Consider the following 23210-nt stretch of genomic DNA (forward strand, 5'->3'; position numbering starts at 1 on the left):
TTCTATCAAATTACCTTTCGACATTTTAATCAACTTGTAAATATCACTGTTGTTTTTTGGGTTTACGTTGAGACGTTGTGCTTAACTTCCTATTATTCGTCATACAAAAAAATTGCCCGTTCATTGAACGAGCAACCAGACTTCTCCTGTATAAATATCATCCTCATCTTGAATCCGCTCGTGGAACCGATGCACCTCGACATCCGCTGAGGCTACGAGCTTTTGTTGAAACACATCATCTAAGGGCAAGGGCGTCCATGTCTGATCCGGTGAGTCACGTTTCATAAACACCTTCAATCGTGCATCATTTTCAAACACGAGGAGTTCGGACTGCCAAAGCGTCGGAAGGTCCAACAAGACGACGACCCGGTTCCGCTCCTCTTCTCGGAGACGCACGAGACGGGAGGCCCCCTCCATCATCGCCTCGATGACCGCATATTGAATCCGGCTGTTCTCCTGTACCGATAGTAAGAACGGTTGATCGATTGGGATTTTGTTGTGCCAATACCCGTCGTGAAACGTCGTCGGGAACGAATGGGTCTGTTCGTCGACATACATGCGCAACCGTTTCAGTCTTCGTCTGACACCGCGTACTTTCGCCCGTCTCTTCATGATGTTCTTCCCAATATGGCGTCGACTTGCTGCTGGTGATGCCGGTCATGTCCGATGAACTCGGTGACGATATAAGTAAGCGTATACGGAACACCCTGATGCGGGCAATGGGTCACCCCGTTCGCCGTCGTGTGCGAAGTCAGCGTCTCTTGACGCAATGACCGCAGTACTTCTATGAGTGAACTCCGACTCGTTTTGGCTAATTGGAGAACGTTTTCTCCCGAGAGACGTTTCGCTTTTTGGGTCGCCCGCGCGTTAAACGAGTCGAACTCAGGGAAGATCATCCCTTCTCCGTTCTTCACGGCTGGGATGATGACGTTCAACAGATGGTTGTCCCAATGGGCGATGTGAAGGACGACTGCTTTGATTGACCATTTGTCGGTCGCAATTGGCTTTTCCCACATCGATTCATCCAATCTCTCTAGCGTGTTTAGCCAATCTGTATAGGATGCAAATTCGTCGATGACGTTTGAACGATTAGTCATGAATCTGTCCCTCCTCAATTCATAAGGTAAGGAAATTGTATCATGTTCGATTACTTCTGTTCCGGTCATATTTTTCTATCCTTGGTCAATCAAGCAACGCTTGACGGAAGCGATTGATTCTCACAATGATGACTTATACATCTAGCGAGATGGACACTTTCTTTTTGAATTGTGGAGTTATCCCGTCGATTGAAATCGAACCGTAAGTGACCGTTAAGCCTTCTGGCGTCGGGACAATAGAAAGGGAAAACGCATTTAGCCAGTCCGCTGACGTCGGAAATACCCCAGGGGCCCAATCCAGTTCAAGTTCGTGCCCAGCAATCGCGTAGGAGAATGGCACATGACGATACACGTCGACGAGCAGTCGTTCGATTTGCTGTGTGAACGCGGATCTCGATGCAGGATGTGAAACGACATCCCCCCAGTTCAAATCGATGAGAATCCCGACATAAGTGTCCATCACTTGAAGGGACACGGTCATCACCATATCCACGCCTCTAAAATAGTTGCTTCGTAAATGGATAGATCCGTAATGCCCGATCCGAGCAAAGTCGGTATCTGTCGTTGTCGTCCAATCGTTCCCCGCTTCATCCTGACTGAATGTCACGTTTATGATTTCTCCACCGCTACTTAACAGTTCCTCACATACATTTTGAGCAAGTTTAGGTAACGGATAATGGCTCGGATAAGCCATCCCGATGGAAATGAATCCGCCTGCTTGATCCATTCGAACACCTCCTTTTTCAATCATACAAAAAACGGCACCGTTAGGAACGGTACCGCGCTATGTTTGAGCCTCAGATGTTTATGCTAATGACGTCCTATTCATTTGTTTTCTTCACTGCTTCGATCCATCCTGCATCGTTCGTATCATGCGAGTGATTCGCTTACGCGACAGCAGTCGGGGCAGGAAGGCAACGAGCCGATTCCGTCTCCCTGGGATGATCAAGGTCTTTCCGTTCATAAAGCCACGATACCCGATATCCGCGACCCGTCCTGCTTCCATGATCGTGCCCGTTTGAATCAGTTTTGACGCCTGCATCCCGGAGCGGTCGACGAAACCAGTCGATGTTAACCCTGGACATAAAGCGGTCACCGTCACGTTCGTCCCGCTCACTTCATTTTCGAGCGCTTCTGAGAACGACAACACGTATGACTTCGTCGCGTGGTACACCGACATCAACGGTCCCGGGAAAAAACCGACCATGGAAGACACATTCATGATGCCCCCTTGATTCCGTTCAACCATACCGGGTAAAAACAATTTGGTCATCACCGTCAACGCCTTGATGTTGACGTCAATCATATTCACCTCTTGGTTCATATCTGTCTCTAAGAACGTCCCGTACAGACCGAACCCGGCATTGTTGACCAAGTAGTCCACGTGGATCCCCTTCTCCTGGAGCTCCTTGTAAATCGCTTCTGGCACTCCCGGTGACGCGATGTCTTTGGCGATGACGGTGACGCCGACACCATGATTGATCCGATAATCTTTAGCGATTTCTAACAGTTTCGCTTCATTCCGTGACACGAGTACCATCTCATGTCCATCTCGGGCAAAGCGATCGGCCAATTCTTTGCCGATCCCACCTGACACGCCTGTGATGAGAACCGTTTTTTTCATGGCAGTCTCTCCCTCTTTTTCTGCTACAAGCAGTAGTCTCACATACTTCAGAACGTAATGATGACCTTTCCTTTCGGCCGACCCGTCGCAACTAACTGTAGTGCTTCGTTCACTTCATCAATCGTAAATCGTTTCGGATGAAGGGCAGGAACGACTTGGTTCGCCTCCACGACGCTCGTGATTTCTTTGAGTTGTACCCCATTCGCACGTACGAAGATGAAGCGGTATTCGACGTCATGTTTTTTGGCCATCCGGTCATATTTCGCACCCGCCATCGAAAAGATCGTTTGTTTCCAGAACGGGAGCTGTCGGTCTTTTGCGAAACGTTTATTCGGTCCTGTCCGCAAAGACAGGAGTCGTCCGCCTCGTTTGAGGATTCTCAGCTCTTTCTTGAATTCTGTCGGCCCTAACGTATCGATGACATAATCCACGTTTTTCAGGACATCCTCATAGTTTTGCGTCGTATAATCCAAATATTGATCGGCACCGAGCTTCAGCGTCCGTTCGCGTGACTCCGCATTTCCACTGACGATCACTGTCAGACCTAACGACTTCGCGAGCGGAACGGCCATTTGACCGAAACTACCCGATCCTCCCGGAATGAACACAGATTGTCCAGACTGGACGTTTAATTCTTCATGTAGTCCTTGGTAGGCTGTGAGTCCCGTTAAAGCGACAGCTGCTGCCTCTTCGTAAGATAAGTTTTTTGGCATCCTTGCGATGGCAGATGCATCGACTGCTACATATTCAGCGATGGCCCCGATTTTTTCGATCGGCAGACGCGTGTAGACGTCATCCCCGACGGAATAACCGGTCACATGTTTCCCGACCTGTTCGACGACACCCGCCAGTTCGTTCCCGATTGTCAGCGGGAAAGCATAATCTTGAATCAGTTTTACGCTACCGGTCATGATCAACATCTCGAGTGGATTGATGGCGGCGGTCTTTACCTTGATCAACACATCATTGTCCCCGATGTCCGGAACACGTACCTCGTTCACTTGCGCTTCGATTACTTTCGAATATCGACTGATTTGAGCTGCTTTCATCATTTTGTTCATGATTGACTCTCCTTTGTTTGTCTCGACAGATGATCAAATCGCATCTGAATCGAGGAATAGGTTGACGTGTGCGGCAAATCGTTCGGGGAACTGGAACAGATGACCGTGTCCAGAATCCGGATAGACGATCAATTGTGCGTTCGGTATTTTTTCGGCCAAAATGTAACTATTTTCAGTCAGCACCATGACATCTTTAATCCCATTTGTCACGAGGACAGGTTGTTCGATCGCATGTAGCCATGCATAGTCTTCGTCCGGCTTTTGTTGCGCCCATTTCGCAACGGCTTGTAACTGTGCACCCTAAGTATGATAAAAACCTGTTGACGTTTTTTAGAATGAACGTTCTAAAATAGGTAAAAAAAGAAAGTCAGTCCAACACGCTGAGTGCCAGCGCGATGATGCTTTCTAATTCTTTTTGCGTGTAGTTCGTTTTGATCAAGACACGAAGACCGATCAAGTTGTTGTGCAAGAAACGCGCCATCTGTTCCGAATCGATGTCGGTTGACAGCTCGCCACTGATTTTTCCTTGTTGAATCAACTGTTGGAACATGTCCTCGGTCCGATGGAACATCGTCGTCGCCATCCGGTCTACCTCTTGGTCCAAGAGCGACAATTCGACGGCTGCATTGACGGATAGGCACCCTGTTGGATAGGTTTCAGAAGACCTCAGAATGAATCGAAATACGTCCCCGATGGCTGACTTCACGGATTCATGTTGACGAATAATCGTCTCCATCTCATGCGTGATGAATTTTTCATACTCGCCGAGCGATGCTAAGAACAACGAGCGTTTGTCACCGAACGTGTCGTAAATGCTTCGTCGATGAATGCCCATGTGGTCGACCAAGTCTTGCATCGATGTTTTCTCATACCCTTGTTCCCAAAACAATTCCATCGCTTTCTTTAATACAATCGTTTCGTCAAACTCTTTACTTCTAGCCATCTCGATCCTCCTTCGGTCACCACACAGTTTTAGAATGAACGTTCTAACTACACCCTCACTATATCCTTTCTAGAACGATTAGTAAAGAATGAAGTTGATTACACGAAAGAAGAGGAGCATCATCCTCCCGGGACGACGCTCCTCTTCTCGTGATTATCTCCCCAATCGTTAGGAACAAGTTTCCACTGTCGATTGGAGAGCACATGCTGAACGGGACCGTTCAGCATGTTTACAGCCAGACTGGTAAAGAAAAGAAAACCAAGAACAATACGGTCAAGACACCGACGACCGGACTGAGCGAGCGATAGCCCTTCTTGAACAAGACGATCATCGTGTAGGCGATGAAGCCGAGCCCGATGCCATCGACGATGGAATACGTGAACGGGATCATGATAATGACGAGGATCGCCGGGAAGGCCTGCTCCCAATTGTCGAGCGGGAGATGCTTCACGTTCTGGAACATCATCATGCCGATGATGATCAAGACCGGCGCGATCGCCGTCACCGGAATGATCGCGAACAGCGGCAACAGCAAGAGCGAGACGACGTATAGTCCTGACGTCACGAACGACGAGATGCCGCCGCGTGCGCCGACCGAGATGCCGGCCGCGACCTCGACCGTCGAGACGGTCGGGCTTGATCCGAACATGGCCCCGGCCATCGTCGACAACCCTTGGGCGATCAAACCTTTCGGGGCTTGATCGTCCTTGCCGATCGCCCGCGTCTGATTCTGGATCAGGCTGATGTTCTCGATCAACAAGACGAGCGTCAACACGCCGACCGCGATCAGGAAGATCGGTGATGTCGATTGCGCGAACGACACGTTGCCGAACACGGTCCCGAACGACTCGAAGAACGGTGTGAGCGCGAACTCACCTGTCCAGTCGAGCGTGCCCGTGACAGCGCTCAAACCGACACCGAACGCGATCGTCCAGAGGAAGCTGCTCGGTCCCATCTTCAAGAACAAAAGAATCGCGACGAATAGCGTCAGGAACGCGACCTGCACCGGTCGCTCCCCGAGGTCTCCGATGTGGAGCAGTGCCCCACCACCGCCCGAGACGATCCCTGCCGCTTCGAGCCCGATCAAGATGAGGAACAGGCCGAGCCCGACCGTCAGTCCGTCATGAATGATCGGCGGGAACGCGTTCGCGAGTTTCCTCGCCACTTTCGTCACCGTCATGAGGACGACAATCGCCCCCGAGACGAGCGAGACGGCGAGCGCACTCTGCCAGCTCAGTCCCATCTGCAGGACGAGCGTGTACGTGAACAACGCATTGATGCCCATACCAGGTAGGAGCAACAACGGTAAGTTGAACAGTCCCGCGATGAACGTCCCGATGATGCTTGTCAAAATCGCTCCGACGAGCGCTCCCTCGAACGGGAGTCCGGCTTGTGTCAAGATTGCCGCATGTACGGCCGGGATGTATGCTGTCGCCAGAAAGTTCAGCACGCCCCCGTATGTTTCTGTTTTCCATTCTGTTTGTTTTGCCATAGGAATCAATCCTTTGTTGGCACCCTCACCCACCCATGTGGTTACACACGAGACTCATTATATCCTGTCTGACTTCAGACATGCAACACTATCGTAGTTCAATTCCACCTTTGGACCCAGTGTTGAGACGACTCCATCTAAAGGTTCATTTTATAAAATAAGAACAAACGTTCTTATTTTCAGCATCTATTTTAGTCGGAATCTGCTATAATGAAGAGGCAGGTTAACACAGCAATAGTGGGGTCAGCCGCCAATTCCGCAATGGAGGAAGGCGGTGGTGCGGATGGAACAACTATGGACCTGGGTCGGCGATTACGTAATCGTCCCGATCCTCGCTCCGATCATTGTTCACTTGGTAATCTACCAATCATCCGATCGTGCAAAGTCTGAACGCACAAAAAAATGACCCCCTCGGCGCAATGAGATGGGTCACTTTCTGATTCACTAACCATTGTGGCGGCTGGGCCACTCTTAAAGTGGTAGCCTGTAAGCCAGAGGCCGGTGTATCGAGCACCGGTCTCTTTCTACTTGCATCATACCATATCTGTTCCCGGTTTTCAGTATTAGAAACACGAAAACGATGAATTTGACGTGACGAACACCGGGTGATTTAACCCGGTGTTTTCATATCTTCTTCTACCGTGTAGCGGGAGAACCATTTCAACATGGCATCCGCCTCTTGTTTCGGGATATCCTCGATCATTTCATTCGATAAGACACCACGAGTCGAGAACAGGACGTTGCATACATCGAAACGGCGCTGAAGCGGCGTCTGTGTCACTTGGACCTGTTCGATCCGTGGCTTGTCCGTCAAAAATGAGTGGACGTTGAACGCACCGGTCCGGAGCTCGACGAAGCGACCGTTCTGAGCGTAGCGCGTCGTCATATAGCTCAACAGGCGGCCGCCAATGATGATGGCCCACAACAGGACGAGCCACCAGGCATAATCGCGGAAGAAATAGAGGACGACGCCACTGATGATGAGACCGAACCAACTGATCCGCATCAGCTTGATCCAAAGCGACCGTTTCGGTAAACGATGGAGCGTGTCGGCCCATGTGAACTGGTTGAAGTGCTCGTTCAGCACGGCCATCGCCTTGTCCCGTTTGACGAACGGGAGGATGGTCGATGACTCGTCTTTCAACTCGTCCATCGTGCCCGCAGCGACGAGCTCGACGCCGACGATGTTGAACCAGCGCCGGATGAACGTCTCTTTGATGCGGATCGCTTGAATCTTCTCGTACGGGATCTCTTTCGCCGAACGGTTCAAGAGCCCTTTCTCGACACGGATCCGATCGCCTCTTCGTTCGAGTTGGAAGTTCCCATATTTCAAGAAGTTGATGACCATGCCGATGATGACAGACAGGAACAAGACAGTAAGGACAAGTACGCCGATGGCGATGATCGAGGCGCTGATGACCCACTCCCCGACTTGGTCGAACGTCCCATCAAGGTTGATGAAGTCATCGATCGAGGACACGACCGTCGAGGCGACCGGGAAGATGGCGAATACCGACAGTGACGTCAGCGAGGCGATGATGATCTCGCGGGTCGAGATGGCATACAACAAACGGCTCGCCGGTTTTTCAATCGCCACCGGTTCAGATGTCGTGTCTGTCTCCTCTTCCACGGGTAAGTCCGTTTCAGTCTTCCGATGACGGACCTGGTCGAGGATGTCCTCGAGCCGCTTCGCCTCGTTCGGGAAGACGCCGGCCAGTTTGAACGAGGCGTCGTCGCTGTTCGCGTTCGTATCGAACGTCAACTCGACGACACTGAGCAGACGGTAAAGGAACGGGCTGTTCGAATGAACGCTTTGGATTTTATAGAGCGGGAGCGACTTCTCTTTTTTGATCCAGTTCCCGTCGATGATATACATCGTCTTGTCGTCCAAGGCGTAACGGAAATTGCGCCAGCCGAAGAACTTTTGGATCACGTCGAGCAAGAGGAAGAGCAAGATCCCGACGCGCAAGATGATGCCGAACGTCGTGCTCCAATCGTTATTGATCACAAATAGCAGTACGAGCGGGATGATAAATGACTTGATGACCTCTAATACACGTAACAGTAAAACGCGAGTCGGTAGACGATGCCAAGTGAGCGTCGCTTCCGTCATACGACATCCTCCTCCTCGATGCGGGCATAGACCGCGATCTGTTCACGAAGCGTCTTCGCGAACGACTCCTCGATCGCATAGATCTCATGTGACCCGGCCGCAGTGCCGATCGTGATCGTCTGTAAACCATACTTCCGGAGCAGCGGTCCTTGTTGGGCGTGGACGTACTGTACTTTCGTCATCGGGATCAACACGTCATGTGTCGTGATGATGCCATGATGTAATCGTATCTCGAGCGGTTTTACGTCATACGTGAAGCGTTCTTGCTTCCACTTTTGGAACACGACGATGTCGATCACGCTATAGATAAGATCGATGGCGAGTAAGGCGTACATCGTATATTGGAGCCATGTCGGCCAGTCGAAATAGAGCGAGGCGACGACGAGACCGCCGGTGATGACGAGCCCGATCAAGTAAAAGATGGCGCTAGACAACCGGAACACGGTTCGTGCCTCGATCGGTAATTTGCCGCTGAGTGATGCTGGTACTGTTTCTATGTCTGACATTGGTGTTTCCCCCTATCCGTTCGGACGCGTTGTCCGTTCTCCTTCTAGTATACGGCTCATCCCTCAAAAAAGTTTCACCTTGATACTGTGAAACTGTTCAACCTGTCCCAATCGATGTCTGACTCGTCGGACCTGACGCGGATGTTCCAGAACTTCATCATATGCTGTAAATGAGTCTGCATTCGCTTCTCTCCGCATCGCTTAAGATTTCTTTATTATACGACGAATTAAAAAGTTGGTGGTTAACAGCCTCTAAATGTATTTAAATTCAATTATTGACATTATTTTTTTATAATGGAATATTTAAGTATAAATTAACTTACTCTACTGAACTCGTTTGAAAGATTGATTTATGCTTTTACCTTTTCGAAGAATAAAATGAAGGAGGGTTTATGCAGAAAAGAAGAATGTATTATTTCATCATATCGACCTTGATCATCGTCGCTTTAGTTAAGATCGGGGGCACTTTCCTATATGGAATGATTGTAGATCGTCCCACCCAACAAGACATGTCTGGGAAGCCAAGGTATATTGACGGTGAGCCGGCAACCTTTAAGGAAAAAACAGAGAATCTTGAGGACACTAATGATATACCGAAATGGCATAACCTTTTGTCGAAAGAACGCTTTGAGAAAAAAATTACCGGTGAGAATCAAAATACTGCTTCAGACGTCCTGAAATGGGCCGTTATAGCTTTCTTGATCATTTTATTTCTCAAGTACTACAAGCGAGTACGGGATTGGTGGGATAAGCGGCGCCGCAAAGCGACTCTGTCCTCAGATGACGAGAGACCATTATCAGCGCAAGCCAACATGAACACAGTGTCCACGACCACACCAACCGTTTTCTATGCCTCTGATACCGAACTTGGAAAACTACTCGTGGCGTTGAATGACGCCTTGAGCGACGCTCAAAAACGAAAACCACATGAGACCGTCTCAGAGTGGTTTGCACGCATTCGATTCGAACAATCTGTGAAACCTTATGCCGATGTGCGATATGGAGAACTGGACGTGATCGACGAGCGCTCACTTCATGACTTCAAAGTATCTGTCAGACAGTACATACAACACCATAAAGGAGAGAAATCTTGATGAACATTCGTGCGATGATCGATGAAATCAACCAAGTTTATTTGGGCAACCCGAAAGTGGTCGAACTGTGTGTGACGTCGCTGCTGGCGAACGGACATGTGCTCTTGGAAGATGTCCCTGGTACCGGGAAGACGATGCTGGCAAAGACATTGGCGACGAGTTTCCATGGCGACTTTTCAAGGATCCAGTTCACAGCCGACTTATTACCATCTGACATTATCGGTTCGGATTTTTTTAACCTGAAGACGCAAGAGTTTGAAAATAAGCAAGGCCCGATCTTCTCCAACATCGTGCTCATCGATGAAATCAACCGGGCCGTCCCACGTACGCAGTCCGCGTTGCTCGAAGCGATGGAAGAACGACAGGTGACGGTCGGGGGCAAGACATATCATCTACCTACCCCTTTCTTCGTCATCGCGACGCAAAATCCGATTGAATCATCCGGCACATTCTCTTTGCCTGATGCGCAGCTTGACCGCTTCATGATGTGTCTACATACAGGGTATCCGACTGAGGAATTCGAACTTCAATTGCTAGAGGAATCCGTCACCGAGACCCGTAAGACGGTTTTAGCGAATGTCGACTTCGAGCAACTCTTACAATATCGAGCAGATGCCATGAAAATTCACATCTCGAAAGACGTGTTACGTTATATCGTCTCGATCGCGACCGCGTCACGCAGTCACCGGAACGTTCAGACGGGAATCAGCCCCCGTGCGACGATTGCGCTCTCGAAAGCCGCGCAAAGTTATGCCTATATCCACAATCGTGACTATGTCACACCAGAGGACATCAAGTTCTTGGCCCCATACGTTTTCGCTCATCGGTTGACACTGACGCTCGAAGGCGAGATCAAGTCCTCGAAGGCAATGGTTGTGGAAGAAATCTTGGAGTCCGTCCCGGTCCCGGTCGAGATGGGCATGTGACCGGGATGAACATCTCAACCAATGTATTCTTCTTGCTTGAGAAGCGCATCCAAATCGTCTTGTTTTCAGTGATGCTCATCTTATTGTTCGTGCCGTACCTCTCGATCCTTTCATTCGTTCTCGCTGTTTTTTTGGCGGCAAGTCTTTACATCGAGCGTTACACGAAACGATTGACTTCACAAATGGACGTCACCTGGAGACAGTTCGACTCGATTCTGTTCAAAGACGACAGGTGTAAGTTCACCCTCGACCTGACGAACGTGCACCTGTTAAACGAAATGAGCACGAAAACATATATACGTACGCCGAAGGATGGACATTATGTCGTGAACTTAGAGGGGCATACGGAATCCATCATCGAATTGGACGAGCTGCCGTCTGATTTCGTCTTCGAACTTACAGGTAATCGAAGGGGACCCATCGAAGTAGCTGAAATCTCTATCACGATTAGCTTGCCTCTATCGTTAGGGACGCTGACACTCTATTTGGCTCCCCCTTTACGTTGGACGGTCTATCCATCGATTTCAAGTACTCATGCGCAACGTATCCGGTCACACCTGAAGCTTGGTGAGCGCGTCTCTAAATATTCTCCAATTAAAGATCGGTTATTACAAATCTCCTCGAAGCCCTATGAGGATGAACCGTCCAGACAAATCGACTGGTATGCGACGGCGAAGAAATCTACTCTGCAAACGAAACTGTACCAGCCGGTCAATCAAGACATGTTCACGGTGTACCTCGACTTGTCGGCTTCGAACGGGATCGGCCTACATCATAAGTTTGAGGAACTGATAGAGGATACGGCATTGGTCAGTCGGGAATTGATTGAAAGCGGCGGGAAGGTCGAGCTGTTTGTGAACCGATTAGATCAAAAGGGGCACGTCAATCACTTGAGCATCCAAGAAGGGGCGAAGCAGCTTAAAAACATCCTTGCCTTACTCTCTAGTCTATCGGAACAAGATTACTATATGGGTTCAACCCGTTTCTCCCCTTACGTGACGAAAATAAAAAATAAACAAGCTCAGCTCATAAAAATCGCATCAACTAACTGACTTTTTAAAAGCCAAGTTAGCTGATGCTTTTTTTTATTCAAAAAGCAGTTCTACCAGCTGATTATGGTACATCTGTAACTTCACTAACGCTTTCTTTATGACATGACTCATTTCAAACAAGAGATCGAGCGTTATGTCGACTCCTACTATCACCGCCGCATCAAAAAACGACAAAAAAACTGAGCCCGGTGGAATACCGGACCCAGGTTCTCGAAGTCGCCTGACAAATTATTTAGTGTCTAACTTTTTGGTTCAGTTCACGAGAGCGGTTTTTAGTCTTCAAAGAACCACTTCTTGCGCGGTTCCACTTTCAAATTGTCGCTATGCTTCTTCATCTCGGTGATGAGGTAGCGTTCGAGTTCGTTCATCGCCTTGACCCAGTTCGTCATCGCCGCGACGAGCGGGACGACGGTCAAGATGAGTTCTTCCTCTTCGTCGCGCATCTTCTCGATCATCAGCTTGGCGAAGTCGAAGTTCTCGTGGATCAAGTCTTCCTCGCGGTCGATGATGTGTTCGTTCTCGAGTTCATACGCCGAGAACAAACGCTCATGCCGACGCAGCAAGTGCCGCATATGGCGCAACAGTTCTTCTTCGAGTTGTGGCGGCAGATGTTCGACCGTCAAATAATCGTCGTACAACTTGTCGAGCACGTGGATGGCGGCACTGTTCGTGTCGATCATCTTCGACTTGAGGACGGCCCGACGGTAGATCGGCGTCTTCTTCTCGAGCCAGCGGTTGGCTTTGATCTCTTCTTCGAAGTAATCATACGTCGTCTTCGAACCGCGATGTTTCTTTTTCGTCTCGTCGAGCGATTCGAACGACGAGCGGCCGCCTTCCGTCTCGGAGAACAAGCGAGCGATTCGGACCGCCATTTGAAAGACGGTAGTGATCTCATCTTCGAGCTTCCGTTCATAGCGCGGCGGGAACAATAACGCGTTGACGAGCAGCGCGACGGTGATCCCCATCATGATGAGCAAGTAACGTTCGCCGGCGAACATCCAAATCGACAAGTCGGACTGGCTCGCCCCTTCCATGATCAAGATCGTCGTCAAGATGACGGTCCGCGTCGTCGACTCGAGGTTCAAGAAGAGCAGGATCGAGATGGCGATGATGATGACGACGCCGATCGCGATCGGTGTCGGGTTCGGTGTCAGCATCAACGAGAACACGGCCAGTAAGGCACCGATCAAGTTCCCTTTCATCTCCTCTAAAAGCCGGACACCCGTCTGATACACCGACGGCAGTAAGGCGAGTGAGGCCGCGAGTGCCGGGACGACGATTTGTTCAAATTGAAACGCTTCGGCAATAAGTAACACCAGGGCGACAGAAATCCCGGTTTTGATCGTTCTAGCTCCAAATCTCATGCGTTCTCGACACCGGAGTGTCTTCCCCCTTTGTACACGTCATGCAATTTTTTTAGCCGACTTCGGCGTGCGTGAAACATTTGCCCTTCGAACCGGTCGAAGTCAGGTCATTTTGCCCGATTCGAGAGCGCTTCCGTGGTATGATGGCGTTGGATATTTTCTTTAATCTTGATGGGGAGGGGTTTACTTGTCAACCATTGCTTTATTTGGAGGAAGCGGCCGCACGGGGATGCGGATGCTTGAACGATTACTGGAGGACGGACATCACGTCCGCCTATTAACGAGACGACCGCTTCAACCGAGGGACGGTCTTGACGTCATCATCGGCGACGCCACCGACCAGGAAGCTGTCATTGAAACGATACAACGTGCTGACGTCGTCATGTCAGCGCTCGGCACCGACAAACAAAACGTCTTGTCGCGCTTCACCCCGCTCGTCATCGCGGCGATGCAACAGGCAGGACTCAAACGCATCTTGATCGTCGGCACAGCCGGCATTTTACGGGCACACGACTCGGACAACTATCGCTTCGAGACGCGTGAGTCGAAACGGTCGATGACGACCGCAGCCGAGGACCACGCCCGAGCCTATGAGCTGTTCGAAGCATCCGACCTCGACTACACGATCGTCTGTCCGACGCAATTGATCGAAGGCGAATCTGTCGGTGAGATTGTCATCACGGCCGACGTGTTGGGCACGGTGAACTCAGGTCCGATCGCACGGGATGACGTCGCCGAGCTCGTGCTTCGCGCCTGGAAAGACAGAACATACATCAGACACCGCGTCGGGATCACGACGGAATCATGATTAGGGGATGGGGATTATGAACGAACAACGCATGCGCCTGGCGCAATTGACTGACGTATTTGAAACACAAGACGAGACCGAGTCGGCTCGGCTCGCCCGGACCGCACTCCGGAAAGTGACGCGTGACGAGATTTGGATCGCCGTCTGCGGTCACTTCTCGGCCGGTAAATCGACGCTGCTCAACAACTGGCTCGGCGACGGGGTATTACCGACGAGCCCGATCCCGACGAGCGCGAACATCGTCACGCTCCGTAACGGTGACGCAAGTGCCTCGGTCGCCATCAATGACACGGACTGGATCCGACTCGGGACCGATGAGCTCGAACATTTAGGCGACTACTGCAAAATCGAAGAGATCAAAGAAGTCGAATACGCGCTACCGCGCTTCCCGTTCGGAAGTGACGTCGTCTTGATGGACACCCCCGGTATCGACTCGACCGATGAGCGTCACCGCCAAGCGACGGAACGTTCGCTCTTCCTCGCCGACCATTTGTTCTTCATGATGGACTACAATCACGTCCAATCGGAACAGAACATCCAGTTGATGAAACAGTTCAGCGCTGAAGCCCGCCCCTACTCGATCATCATCAATCAGATCGACAAGCACGATGAGACGGAACTTCCGTTTGACGCGTTCAAACGCTCGCTCGAGACGGCGTTTATGCGTCATGCCATCAATCCGGACGATATGTTCTACATCTCGCTCCGTGAATTCGATCACCCAGAGAACGAGGTCGAACGGCTCCGGACCCACGTCCAAGCCGTCATCGAGACGGCCCGAGAGCAGAGTGAGGCGCGAGCAAGTCTCCTCGTCGACACGTTGCTCGACCGGTCTGTGCGGTCAATCGAGACAGCGCTCGAACAGCTTCCGGTCGTCGAGAAGCAGACGGCGGAGATCCAATCCCGGCTCCAGCGACTCGAGAAGAAATCGACGTGGCTGCAGTTGTTCCGTCGTGAGTTCTTTAAACACCAGTCCCCGATCGTCGCCAGTGCGCCGATCATGAACTATGAGTTCCGTGAACTGTTGCGGGATTATCTGGAGAGTTGTGCACCTGAGTTCAAAGTCGGCCTGTTCTTCTCAAAAGAAAAGACGCGCCAGGAACGTGTGCGGCGTGAAGACGTCGCCGCCAAAGAGTTCAACCGATTGATTGATACGAACTTGCGGCCCCACTTGATCAAATACGCCGAGGACATCGTCCGTGACTTGAAGCTGCCAGAAGCGATCTTGTCTCGTCCCGACACATTGCCGTCCGCACCGAAGACGCTCATCAGCGAGCAAGTGAAGGCCGGGGCGTCACTCAGTGGCGACACGGTCCTCCAGTTCAGCCGTGACATCGAGTCTGCCCTCGCCGCTTGGGTGACGAAAGTGTCCGACCCGTGGGTCACCTCAGTCGAGACGTATCTCGAGGCTGAAGGAAAAAAACGGATCGACCAAATCAAGGCCGAGCAAGACGACTTATATGACATGCTCGATACGCGGGCGCTCCAACGCCGGCTTGCTGAAAAGCAAGCGCTGCTCTCTACTTACGCCATACGTGACATCTCGGAAGACCGATTGGGCGACCTCGAGACCCGCCATTACGTAGAGGCCGGCCAGTTACCGAAAAAACAAGTCGAACACCAGCAACAAGAAGTTGCGTCGACCTCGCTTTTGGGCGATGATGTAACAGCTTTTTCATTTGATTTTTTGTATGAATATGCGGTATGTGAAATATTAGAGAAACATCCGTTATTCAAGTCACGCGTGAAGTCGTTGCGTCATAAGTTGGCCCGGGCCGAGTCCGAGCGTTACACGCTCGCCATCTTTGGTGCGTTCTCGTCCGGAAAGTCGTCGACGCTGAACGCGTTGCTCGGCGAAACGGTGCTCCCGACGTCGCCGAACCCGTTGACGGCCTCGATCACAAAGATCGTGCCCCCGAACGGTCAAGCCCATAAGAGCGCCTCGATCACGTTCAAGACACGCGACGAGCTCGAGGCGGAACTGAACGGCTACGGCGCTTCGCTTGAAGCGCTCAGCATCGACCACCCGTTCGTCAACGCCGTCAAGAACGCTCCCCTGTCCTATCTCGGCAGTGAGCAGTCGGTCGACTACGACACGTTCTGCTCGTTCGTCACCGAGGAAGAGAAGAGTTGCATCGTCAAGGAGATCGAGCTATATGTCGACTCCCCTTGGGCCGAGCGCGGTATCATCTTCGTCGACACGCCGGGCGCCGACTCCCAGTTCAACCGCCACAGCGAGGTACAGTTCGGCTATATGCGCGACGCCGACGCCGTCCTGTTCGTGACGTACTACAACCATGCCTTCACCGAGGCCGACCGCGAGCTCGTCATCCAGCTCGGGCGGGTCCAAGGGACGGGCGGCCATGACATGTTCTTCCTCGTCAACGCGTCCGATTTGGCGACCGATGACGCGGAACGCGATGCCGTGACCGATTACGTGTCGAACCAGTTGACGAAGCTCGGCGTCCGCAATCCGACCGTCCTGCCAATCTCAAGCCGGAACGCCATCCAAGGCAGAGACAATGGTTTCGACCGCTTCTCGGCCAAGCTCGAGCAGTTCGTCGACCATGACCTGCGCCAAGCGAACGCCGTCCGCATCAAAGACGAGACGAGCGCTCTCGTCACCGCGTTCGAGGACGTCTTACGCGAAGCCGAAGCAGATGCGACTGTTAAAGAAACACATCGCACACAACTCGAACAGTTGCGTGAGTCCGACAACCGATTAAGCGTCACGACGCTCGTCGACCCGTTCACGCGCGAAGTGAACGAACTGCTCGCCCACCTCGAGACGCGCTCCCTCTTCCGGCTCTCGGACTTCGTCAAGGAGACGTTCCATCCGGTCGAAGTCGACGGCTCGAAGGCGAGTCTCGAGCGCGCCCTGACACGCACGCTCGACAAGTATGCGTATGACATTCACCAAGAGCTGCAAGTGTTCCAATATCGGCTCGAGCGCTTCTTGAAGCAAGAGACAGAACGGTTGATCGAGCGTGAGACGCTCAAACTGCGCCCCGTCTTGCCGACGTTATCATACGAAGAAGACATCGACATCGACTGGCTCCGCGACGCCGTCGATCCGGTCACGTTCGAAGCGGACCCGTTCCGTCCCGTGTTGAAGCACTATAAGAACGCGAATCAATTCTTCGAAGCCGACGGTCGGACGAAGCTGCGCGACGACTTGAGCGCGCGCTTAAAAGCCGCCGTCCGGGAACAGCTCGAAGCAGTCGGTGCCGCTCAAGCCGAACGGACCGCTTCGCACTTACAATTGCTCGAGACGACGCTCAGCACTGCTTGGAACCGTGAAGTGAACGACCTCGTCGCCGGTGAGCTGAGCGTACTGACGGACGGGCAGTCGTTCGATGACATGAAACAGCGCCTCGATGCGCTCAGAAAGGATTGAACGCATGGGTTCATTACTGCTCGTCGGCCTGATCCCGGCCGTCATCATGACGGTCGCACTAGGTTTGTTTATCCGCCATTTGTATCTCAATAAAGAATCATAAAACAAGCCTCGAGCGCGCGCTCGAGGCTTGTTTTTATACATCTGCCGGATAACGGACGTCGATGCGGCGCCGGATATCGGTCATGACGTCAGCAAGCAACTGCATGTCGTCAAATGAGTGGATCTCGGTCTCCCTCTCGCCTGCTAGAATCATAAGCACGAACGCTTCAATCTCGTACTTCATGTGTGTCGTCTGTTCCGTGGCGAGTTCCTCGGTCGTCCCGTCGCGCCCGACGAACGTCAAGCGGTCGAGTGAGGCGATATCGTCGATGACGATACGCCCCGCTTCCCCGATGATTTCGGACGGTGCGTCCGTGCCGTGAATCTTCGAATGAAGCACGATGATGTCCATGCCGTCATACGACAAGATGGCCGAACCACTCCCGTCGACGCCCGACTCGAGTTTGACGGCGTTCGCTTGCACGGCGTCCGGTCGACCGAACAGTTTCAAGGCGGGACCGAGGCAATAGACGCCGAGGTCCATGAGCGAACCATTAGAGAAAGCGGGATTGAACGTATTCGGGTTGTCCCCGCGCTTATACAAGTCGTAGCGCGACGAATATTGCGACTTGTTCAAGATGACGCGCCGGACGGGACCGACGCGAGGCAGCGTTTGACGCAATATTCGGAAGTTCGGCATGAACATGTTGCGGAGCGCCTCAAGGAGGACGACGTCGTGCTCGCGCGCCGTCTCGAGCATCAGCTTGACCTCGTCGACGTTCGAGGCGAACGGTTTCTCGCAGAGGACGTGTTTGCCATGTCGCATGAACAAGATGCCCTGCTCGGCATGGAGCGAGTTCGGGCTTGCGATATAGACTGCGTCGATGACGTCGCTCGTCGCCATATCGTCAAGCGATGTGAACGTATGGACGATCCCATACTCTTTTGCGAAATCGGTCGCCCGCTCCGCTGTCCGTGAATAGACGGCCGCAACGGTCGCACCTTCGACTTCGTGGACGGCTTCTAAAAATGAATGGGTGATAAAGTTCGTGCCGATGATACCGAATCGAATCATAAGGATGTACCTCGTTTCTTTAGTTGGTGATGGCTTTGCGTAGGATGATCTCGTCATGGAGCGGGATGCCGTGCTCGCCGATCATTGGAATCGACGGTTTTTGTAGGCGGGCCGCATCAACCGCACCAGGGATGATGCCTGCGAGGCGCCAACCCCGCTTTTGATAAAAAGCGAGCGCTCGTAAGTTATCGTTCGTCGTGATGAGCGACATACGCTTGATTCGATGAAGTCGGGCCAAGCGCTCCACTTCATCGAGTAGTGACGACCCGATGCCGCGGTTTTCTCGTAAGCTATCGAGCGAGATGATTTCAAGTTCCTCTTCTCTAATGACATACGTGATCAGCCCGATGATTGTCGCTTCTTCCATCGCGACGAAACCGTCGAGCGTAGCGCAGTCATACGTCCCGGTCGAGATGACCATTTGAGGTGATCCCCACTCAGCGATAAAGACGTCACGCACCGGCTCACGTAGCGTCGGAATAATAGGTCGAATCATTGTCACTCCGCCCCCTGAACGGAAGGCTGCTTCGGTGCGCTCGCTTCCGTATAGATCCGAAATTGTTTGAACTGATCGTCGTAAATGAGCCGAATCGCCCAAGCAAAGCCTTTCACGTACAAGGAGTACAGCCATGATGATGGGATGAGTGTGAGGCGAATTATTACGTCCGTCCCATTCGGTGTCTCGGTCAGCACATAAGTAGACGTCGATATTCCCTGATTCGTCATCGCTAGCACTTCACACTCATAAGGGCGATTCACATACGTCAATTCGGATTCGACCCGAATCTCTTTCTTCTCGAACTGTTGGACCGAGATGAACCGTTTCCCCGTCACGAGTGACGCGTCCCCATCCTCATAAATGTTTTCAATCAAATGGTCGTTCCATTTGACGATATGTTCATCTTCTGCGAGGCAGGAGAAAACATGGTCGATTGGTGCGTCAATTGTCATGTGGTATGTAGCTACTTCAAGTTGTTTCACCTCAAATCCCCCTTAAGAAATCCCTTTCGGATAACGGATATACTGTCGTTGCCCCTCGATGATTGCTTTATTTTTATTAATTAAGTGGTCATAATTCAACTTAACCATTTGGTCAAAATCATTGGCTTCGAGCACGTTTAAAGCGTCCATGTTCTTCTGCATATTTTCTTTGCCGACCGCAATCCCTTTGATGAATTTCTTTTCTTCTCGAGACAGGCTTGACCACTCTTGTGTGTTTTCAAGAAACGCCGCGAACGCTTGAATGGCTTCACCCTGGCTCGTTAAAATCTTCAACGTTTGATGTTGATAGATGTCTGCTAGCACGGCGAATTCTTTAATCTTAGTCAAATCCGTGTCCGTAATGTGTTTTCGGATCAATACGTCATCGTTATAGTACGCCGTATAGTCACGAAGCACCTGGTTATACGCTTGTTGAACCTCCCAAAAATCTTCAAATGCGTCTCTCCCCTGCTGAACTTGTGGACTCGCATTAACAACCGGTATGCTTAACGGTTTCGTGTAAAAAGTAATCGGAATGTTTAAGCGTTCCGTCGCCATCTGAGATAGGTTGCCGCTTAAATCGGCAAAATAAGACAGGTTTGGCTGCGCAATCAGTACTTCGTCTACTTTCTCATCCCCGATTGTAAAGTAGGCGCTTGCCACCGATTGATTGTTTCGCGTAAAGCCTGCCATGTAGTATGGCGTTCCGTTTACCATCCAATAGACTGGATTGACAAAAACGCCTTCGGTCCATTTTTTATGTTTCTTTGCCTTTTTCATCAGTAACTTCGTTGTTTGATCCCACATCGTTGAATCTCCCCTTCTTGTCATGTTGATGACTGTTCGACGTCCCCTCGTGTATGTAGCCCCTTTGAGTTGCTCCGGCTCAGTTCTCTTACATCGGTATAGTAGCCCATTTCCTTTTCATAGAAACATATTTTGGACTTCGTTCAAGCCAAACCGTGACGGCAGACCATTGCCTGATTTAGACAAGCTCCTTTTCAAAACAGACATACCGTTCATGCCCTTTCGGTTTCGAATCAAAATGGACGTTTCCGCATTCGACGTAACCGTGCCGCTTATAAAAGTTGCAAGCTGCTTCATTCCCTGTGAAGCTGTCGAGCCGGATACTGGCATAGCCTCGCTCGACAGCCAATCGTTCCGAGAACTCGAGCACGTTTCTTCCGAGACCTTTGCCTTGCCCCTCAGGATGTACCATCAAGGAATGGATGACAAGCGGGTTATCGTGACGCCAGTCGATTTCTCTCCATTCCGGCGACTGCCATTCATCGATTACGACGACTCCGAGCAACTGCTCACCGTCTTTCATGATATAGACAGAGCCTTCTTTGATACAATCCTCGAAATAGGCGCGGTTCGGGTACGTGTCGTCCCATTGGAAAATCTGTCTGTGGAGCAAATCGTCTTTACAGGCGAGATACAGTTGTTCGATTGCATTCACATCTGATGGTTTGGCTAAAGAGATTGTGGTCATTCCAATGCTCCATTCTTAAAAGTGACTATTTTTTATTGATCATCCGCTCATATTTTTTATACTCGTCATGGGACATGCTTAGACCGAGTAGCTCAGCGATGGTGTCTTGTCGCCACGTGGTGGGATTGAAATATTGTGATCCCGTATTGAACCAGCGCCCCTTTTGATCGAATCCCCATGTATCCTTCACTCGGTCAAGTCCTTGCTGGATGAGCATCTTTCCTTCTGCAGAATTAAAATAAAGGTGGCGCTTCCCGAGCCATAAGTAAGGTTCTGGTGTCCAAGGACAGCGTTCGATGGCGAGTTGATAATAGTGCTGCTTCAGATGACTGAACTCTTTCGCCAACGCAATGCAAAGCAAGCCACTCACTTCTTCCGGTCCTTGTTCGATGAGCGACTCTGCCAAGGCGACGTCCTCATCCGTGATGACAAAGTCATTCCATCCCGTCCAATATAAGGCGAGCGCATAATAGAACGTATCATTCGGATGATATGTATAGGCGGTGAGACCAAAGCTGTTCACCCGTGCAAAATCTTCGATTGTATCAATTAACTCATACCCAATGAGCCAGTCCCATCGGCTTTTATCGGTCGGGTCCATCATCACGTGGTCAATCAACAGCTGTTCGATGCCGCGGGTCTGTTGAAGGTAATACTCGAGCTGTTTGAACTGTTTTGCCTCAACGTATGCATTGATGCAATCCATCATCGCTTGTTGCTCCGCCGAAAGAACCTCGTTTCCTGAGTACAGCTCAAAAATATTCCCTACCGTGTAATCATTCAAATTGGGCTCTCCTCTCACACGTCGCTTTCCACAATACGCGCTAGTTCTTCAATCCGTTCACGTGTGATGCCTTCCCGCTGCTCGGCGGCGAGCGGATGATCAGTCGGCTCTAATTCGATAAACGGCCGCATCCCGACCTCTCGGATATGGACATTCGTCTTCAAATTGAACGCGGCGCTTCAACTGTTTCTTCGTGTAGCCTTCAATGCTTGCTGGCATGACAGAGTGGGGTTCCGAGTTCCTGGTGGCAGACAGAACATAAACAATTGTCGATATGATCTCGTTTTTGAGAAAGAGGATTTATCATATTCGCTACTTTCTTTTATTTTTGGAAATTATATATATGGTATGTGAAATATAATCACTCTAGAAACTCTAGCATGGTTTCTGAATCATCCTCCAACCCAACCAGTCCGCTCGACCAATCGAGGCCGCACAGCAGTTCATCTTCCGACACGTTCGGCAGCCAGCGTTTAAGAAACAGCTCGACCGGCAACTCAATCACATGATAGTCGGTCCATTCTTCAGTCCGGCAAGCGAGCGCAAACTTTCTGGACGAAAAGAATAACAAGACGTCTGTCGCTTCGACGTGCGATGGTGCGTACGCCCACCCTTCGTCTTGTTTCGCAGATAGACCGAAGACGAGACCGTTTGCCTCGACTCGTTCACAAAACGCCTCAATCACATCACCTTCCATCTGTTTCACTTCGACGAACGCCTCAAACGATGCCGCCACCTCGAGTTCATTCATCTCGTGCCACCAGACATAAATCGTCTCCCGATCGTCTTTTAAAAAACCGAACTCGTCACCAGTTTCATTCGTTGAGAGCGTCACGCAATCCATCCGGGAAGCGTGCCCCAAACTTTTGCTCGACCTGTACAATCGCTTCAACCGTAAACCCTGGAAGATTCGTCTCAAGTCTCATATTATCGCCCTCTTTCTCATATCAATAACATGAGTATACTGAATTTACAAAAAAGAGGGAATTGATTCTGACAAGTTGATTCAATGATCAATACGATTTTGTATGACCAGACGTTCAAAAACGTAAAAAAGAACCTGTACACCAGGTCCATCGAATTGAGTAATTATTTGGATAAATGCAGCAACTTCGTTACTGAGTCGACTACGGACCAAAGGAACACTGTCACTAACGTAACCTCGCATGCGCTGAACCCAAAAATAAAGAACAATGTCCCGACATCTTCGAGCTCATCAAAACCGTACTGCTCCAATTGCCATTCGTGAACGAGATGATGATAGGCAATCAATACAAAAGGGAATGAAAAAACATGCCAATAGAACGTCTTGATTTGCTTCGGTAAATCTAGCTTCATCTGTTACGCTCCCATTTT

General features: G+C 50.8%; 23 protein-coding genes and 2 pseudogenes. 5 read left to right on the plus strand and 20 right to left on the minus strand.

All coding sequences use genetic code 11. The annotated features are described in order from the left end of the window. Positions 1-120: 120 nt before the first annotated feature. From EVJ21_RS00885 to EVJ21_RS00930, 10 genes and pseudogenes are all read right to left on the minus strand, one after another. The gene (locus EVJ21_RS00885; protein WP_131465014.1) at positions 121-612 is read right to left on the minus strand and encodes a DUF3916 domain-containing protein; all 492 of its coding nucleotides are present in this window, start codon (positions 610-612) and stop codon (positions 121-123) included. Then, the gene (locus EVJ21_RS00890; RefSeq protein WP_131465016.1) at positions 609-1097 is read right to left on the minus strand and encodes a DinB family protein; all 489 of its coding nucleotides are present in this window, start codon (positions 1095-1097) and stop codon (positions 609-611) included. The genes EVJ21_RS00885 and EVJ21_RS00890 overlap by 4 nt, the downstream gene beginning before the upstream one ends. Before the next feature lie 133 nt (positions 1098-1230). Further along, on the minus strand, positions 1231-1824 hold the full coding sequence (locus EVJ21_RS00895) for an Imm64 family immunity protein (RefSeq protein WP_161567029.1): 594 nt from the start codon (positions 1822-1824) through the stop codon (positions 1231-1233). Between the two features lie 111 nt (positions 1825-1935). Next, a complete protein-coding gene (locus EVJ21_RS00900; protein WP_131489746.1) occupies positions 1936-2721 on the minus strand; it encodes an SDR family NAD(P)-dependent oxidoreductase in 786 nt (261 codons plus the stop codon). A gap of 47 nt (positions 2722-2768) precedes the next feature. Next, a complete protein-coding gene (locus tag EVJ21_RS00905; RefSeq protein WP_131489747.1) occupies positions 2769-3782 on the minus strand; it encodes an NADP-dependent oxidoreductase in 1014 nt (337 codons plus the stop codon). Positions 3783-3815: 33 nt separating this feature from the next. After that, a pseudogene (locus tag EVJ21_RS00910) lies at positions 3816-4049 on the minus strand (alpha/beta fold hydrolase); the annotation flags it as partial. Positions 4050-4149: 100 nt separating this feature from the next. Then, positions 4150-4725, minus strand: coding sequence for a TetR/AcrR family transcriptional regulator (locus EVJ21_RS00915; RefSeq protein ID WP_131489749.1), 576 nt, complete (start codon positions 4723-4725; stop codon positions 4150-4152). A gap of 229 nt (positions 4726-4954) precedes the next feature. Continuing rightward, positions 4955-6217 carry an NCS2 family permease gene (locus EVJ21_RS00920; protein WP_131489750.1) on the minus strand — a complete coding sequence of 421 codons (1263 nt, stop codon included), beginning with the start codon at positions 6215-6217 and terminating at the stop codon, positions 4955-4957. Positions 6218-6827: 610 nt separating this feature from the next. Continuing rightward, the gene (locus EVJ21_RS00925; protein ID WP_131489751.1) at positions 6828-8330 is read right to left on the minus strand and encodes a PH domain-containing protein; all 1503 of its coding nucleotides are present in this window, start codon (positions 8328-8330) and stop codon (positions 6828-6830) included. Then, positions 8327-8836, minus strand: a complete 510-nt coding sequence (locus EVJ21_RS00930) for a PH domain-containing protein (RefSeq protein WP_131489752.1) — start codon at positions 8834-8836, stop codon at positions 8327-8329. Before EVJ21_RS00930 ends, EVJ21_RS00925 begins: the two co-directional genes overlap by 4 nt. Positions 8837-9228: 392 nt before the next feature. On the opposite strand from EVJ21_RS00930, the gene EVJ21_RS00935 reads away from it, so the two are divergent. From EVJ21_RS00935 to EVJ21_RS00945, 3 genes are read left to right on the plus strand one after another with little or no spacing between them, the layout of a single operon-like run. Then, positions 9229-9930 carry a hypothetical protein gene (locus tag EVJ21_RS00935; protein ID WP_131440669.1) on the plus strand — a complete coding sequence of 234 codons (702 nt, stop codon included), beginning with the start codon at positions 9229-9231 and terminating at the stop codon, positions 9928-9930. Next, entirely contained in the window at positions 9930-10856 is a 927-nt protein-coding gene (locus EVJ21_RS00940) for an AAA family ATPase (RefSeq protein WP_131440667.1), read from the plus strand. Before EVJ21_RS00935 ends, EVJ21_RS00940 begins: the two co-directional genes overlap by 1 nt. Positions 10857-10861: 5 nt before the next feature. Then, complete coding sequence (locus EVJ21_RS00945; protein WP_131489753.1) at positions 10862-11908, plus strand: DUF58 domain-containing protein; 1047 nt, start codon at positions 10862-10864, stop codon at positions 11906-11908. Between the two features lie 272 nt (positions 11909-12180). Here the strand turns inward: EVJ21_RS00945 and EVJ21_RS00950 are convergent, their stop codons facing one another. Next, the gene (locus EVJ21_RS00950; protein ID WP_071397493.1) at positions 12181-13272 is read right to left on the minus strand and encodes an FUSC family protein; all 1092 of its coding nucleotides are present in this window, start codon (positions 13270-13272) and stop codon (positions 12181-12183) included. Positions 13273-13459: 187 nt separating this feature from the next. Between EVJ21_RS00950 and EVJ21_RS00955 the strand changes: the two genes are divergently transcribed. After that, the gene (locus EVJ21_RS00955; protein ID WP_131443810.1) at positions 13460-14080 is read left to right on the plus strand and encodes an NAD(P)-dependent oxidoreductase; all 621 of its coding nucleotides are present in this window, start codon (positions 13460-13462) and stop codon (positions 14078-14080) included. A 16-nt stretch (positions 14081-14096) separates the two neighbouring features. Beyond that, the gene (locus tag EVJ21_RS00960) at positions 14097-17477 is read left to right on the plus strand and encodes a dynamin family protein (protein ID WP_236636544.1); all 3381 of its coding nucleotides are present in this window, start codon (positions 14097-14099) and stop codon (positions 17475-17477) included. Between the two features lie 136 nt (positions 17478-17613). Here EVJ21_RS00960 and EVJ21_RS00965 read toward each other — a convergent pair whose 3' ends face one another. The 9 genes and pseudogenes from EVJ21_RS00965 to EVJ21_RS01005 form a co-directional block, all read right to left on the minus strand. After that, a complete protein-coding gene (locus EVJ21_RS00965) occupies positions 17614-18594 on the minus strand; it encodes a Gfo/Idh/MocA family protein (RefSeq protein ID WP_131489755.1) in 981 nt (326 codons plus the stop codon). 19 nt (positions 18595-18613) lie between these two features. Beyond that, complete coding sequence (locus tag EVJ21_RS00970; RefSeq protein ID WP_131489756.1) at positions 18614-19090, minus strand: GNAT family N-acetyltransferase; 477 nt, start codon at positions 19088-19090, stop codon at positions 18614-18616. 2 nt (positions 19091-19092) lie between these two features. Continuing rightward, complete coding sequence (locus tag EVJ21_RS00975) at positions 19093-19575, minus strand: SRPBCC family protein (RefSeq protein ID WP_131489757.1); 483 nt, start codon at positions 19573-19575, stop codon at positions 19093-19095. Positions 19576-19587: 12 nt separating this feature from the next. Continuing rightward, a complete protein-coding gene (locus tag EVJ21_RS00980) occupies positions 19588-20382 on the minus strand; it encodes a hypothetical protein (protein WP_131440655.1) in 795 nt (264 codons plus the stop codon). A 178-nt stretch (positions 20383-20560) separates the two neighbouring features. Beyond that, positions 20561-21070, minus strand: a complete 510-nt coding sequence (locus EVJ21_RS00985; protein ID WP_131489758.1) for a GNAT family N-acetyltransferase — start codon at positions 21068-21070, stop codon at positions 20561-20563. 25 nt (positions 21071-21095) lie between these two features. Continuing rightward, on the minus strand, positions 21096-21854 hold the full coding sequence (locus EVJ21_RS00990; protein WP_131489759.1) for a hypothetical protein: 759 nt from the start codon (positions 21852-21854) through the stop codon (positions 21096-21098). 14 nt (positions 21855-21868) lie between these two features. Further along, positions 21869-22021, minus strand: a pseudogene (locus EVJ21_RS00995) (DUF2199 domain-containing protein); the annotation flags it as partial. A 194-nt stretch (positions 22022-22215) separates the two neighbouring features. Then, positions 22216-22689, minus strand: coding sequence for a DUF2750 domain-containing protein (locus EVJ21_RS01000; RefSeq protein WP_161568935.1), 474 nt, complete (start codon positions 22687-22689; stop codon positions 22216-22218). 254 nt (positions 22690-22943) lie between these two features. Next, the gene (locus EVJ21_RS01005) at positions 22944-23192 is read right to left on the minus strand and encodes a hypothetical protein (RefSeq protein WP_131489761.1); all 249 of its coding nucleotides are present in this window, start codon (positions 23190-23192) and stop codon (positions 22944-22946) included. Positions 23193-23210 lie beyond the last annotated feature (18 nt).

Source organism: Exiguobacterium sp. SH0S2, assembly GCF_004337185.1.
Classification (GTDB): Bacteria; Bacillota; Bacilli; order Exiguobacteriales; family Exiguobacteriaceae; genus Exiguobacterium; species Exiguobacterium aurantiacum_A.

What these genes read in the sequence shown, in the direction of transcription:
- EVJ21_RS00960 (WP_236636544.1), top strand. Translation starts at nt 14,097, where the DNA reads ATGAACGAACAACGCATGCGCCTGGCGCAATTGACTGACGTATTTGAA.
- EVJ21_RS00900 (WP_131489746.1), bottom strand. Translation starts at nt 2,721, where the DNA reads ATGAAAAAAACGGTTCTCATCACAGGCGTGTCAGGTGGGATCGGCAAA.
- EVJ21_RS00965 (WP_131489755.1), bottom strand. Translation starts at nt 18,594, where the DNA reads ATGATTCGATTCGGTATCATCGGCACGAACTTTATCACCCATTCATTT.
- EVJ21_RS00985 (WP_131489758.1), bottom strand. Translation starts at nt 21,070, where the DNA reads ATGACCACAATCTCTTTAGCCAAACCATCAGATGTGAATGCAATCGAA.
- EVJ21_RS00925 (WP_131489751.1), bottom strand. Translation starts at nt 8,330, where the DNA reads ATGACGGAAGCGACGCTCACTTGGCATCGTCTACCGACTCGCGTTTTA.
- EVJ21_RS01005 (WP_131489761.1), bottom strand. Translation starts at nt 23,192, where the DNA reads ATGAAGCTAGATTTACCGAAGCAAATCAAGACGTTCTATTGGCATGTT.
- EVJ21_RS00940 (WP_131440667.1), top strand. Translation starts at nt 9,930, where the DNA reads ATGAACATTCGTGCGATGATCGATGAAATCAACCAAGTTTATTTGGGC.
- EVJ21_RS00945 (WP_131489753.1), top strand. Translation starts at nt 10,862, where the DNA reads ATGAACATCTCAACCAATGTATTCTTCTTGCTTGAGAAGCGCATCCAA.
- EVJ21_RS00895 (WP_161567029.1), bottom strand. Translation starts at nt 1,824, where the DNA reads ATGGATCAAGCAGGCGGATTCATTTCCATCGGGATGGCTTATCCGAGC.
- EVJ21_RS00885 (WP_131465014.1), bottom strand. Translation starts at nt 612, where the DNA reads ATGAAGAGACGGGCGAAAGTACGCGGTGTCAGACGAAGACTGAAACGG.
- EVJ21_RS00920 (WP_131489750.1), bottom strand. Translation starts at nt 6,217, where the DNA reads ATGGCAAAACAAACAGAATGGAAAACAGAAACATACGGGGGCGTGCTG.
- EVJ21_RS00950 (WP_071397493.1), bottom strand. Translation starts at nt 13,272, where the DNA reads ATGAGATTTGGAGCTAGAACGATCAAAACCGGGATTTCTGTCGCCCTG.
- EVJ21_RS00970 (WP_131489756.1), bottom strand. Translation starts at nt 19,090, where the DNA reads ATGATTCGACCTATTATTCCGACGCTACGTGAGCCGGTGCGTGACGTC.
- EVJ21_RS00890 (WP_131465016.1), bottom strand. Translation starts at nt 1,097, where the DNA reads ATGACTAATCGTTCAAACGTCATCGACGAATTTGCATCCTATACAGAT.
- EVJ21_RS00930 (WP_131489752.1), bottom strand. Translation starts at nt 8,836, where the DNA reads ATGTCAGACATAGAAACAGTACCAGCATCACTCAGCGGCAAATTACCG.
- EVJ21_RS00935 (WP_131440669.1), top strand. Translation starts at nt 9,229, where the DNA reads ATGCAGAAAAGAAGAATGTATTATTTCATCATATCGACCTTGATCATC.
- EVJ21_RS00980 (WP_131440655.1), bottom strand. Translation starts at nt 20,382, where the DNA reads ATGTGGGATCAAACAACGAAGTTACTGATGAAAAAGGCAAAGAAACAT.
- EVJ21_RS00915 (WP_131489749.1), bottom strand. Translation starts at nt 4,725, where the DNA reads ATGGCTAGAAGTAAAGAGTTTGACGAAACGATTGTATTAAAGAAAGCG.
- EVJ21_RS00905 (WP_131489747.1), bottom strand. Translation starts at nt 3,782, where the DNA reads ATGAACAAAATGATGAAAGCAGCTCAAATCAGTCGATATTCGAAAGTA.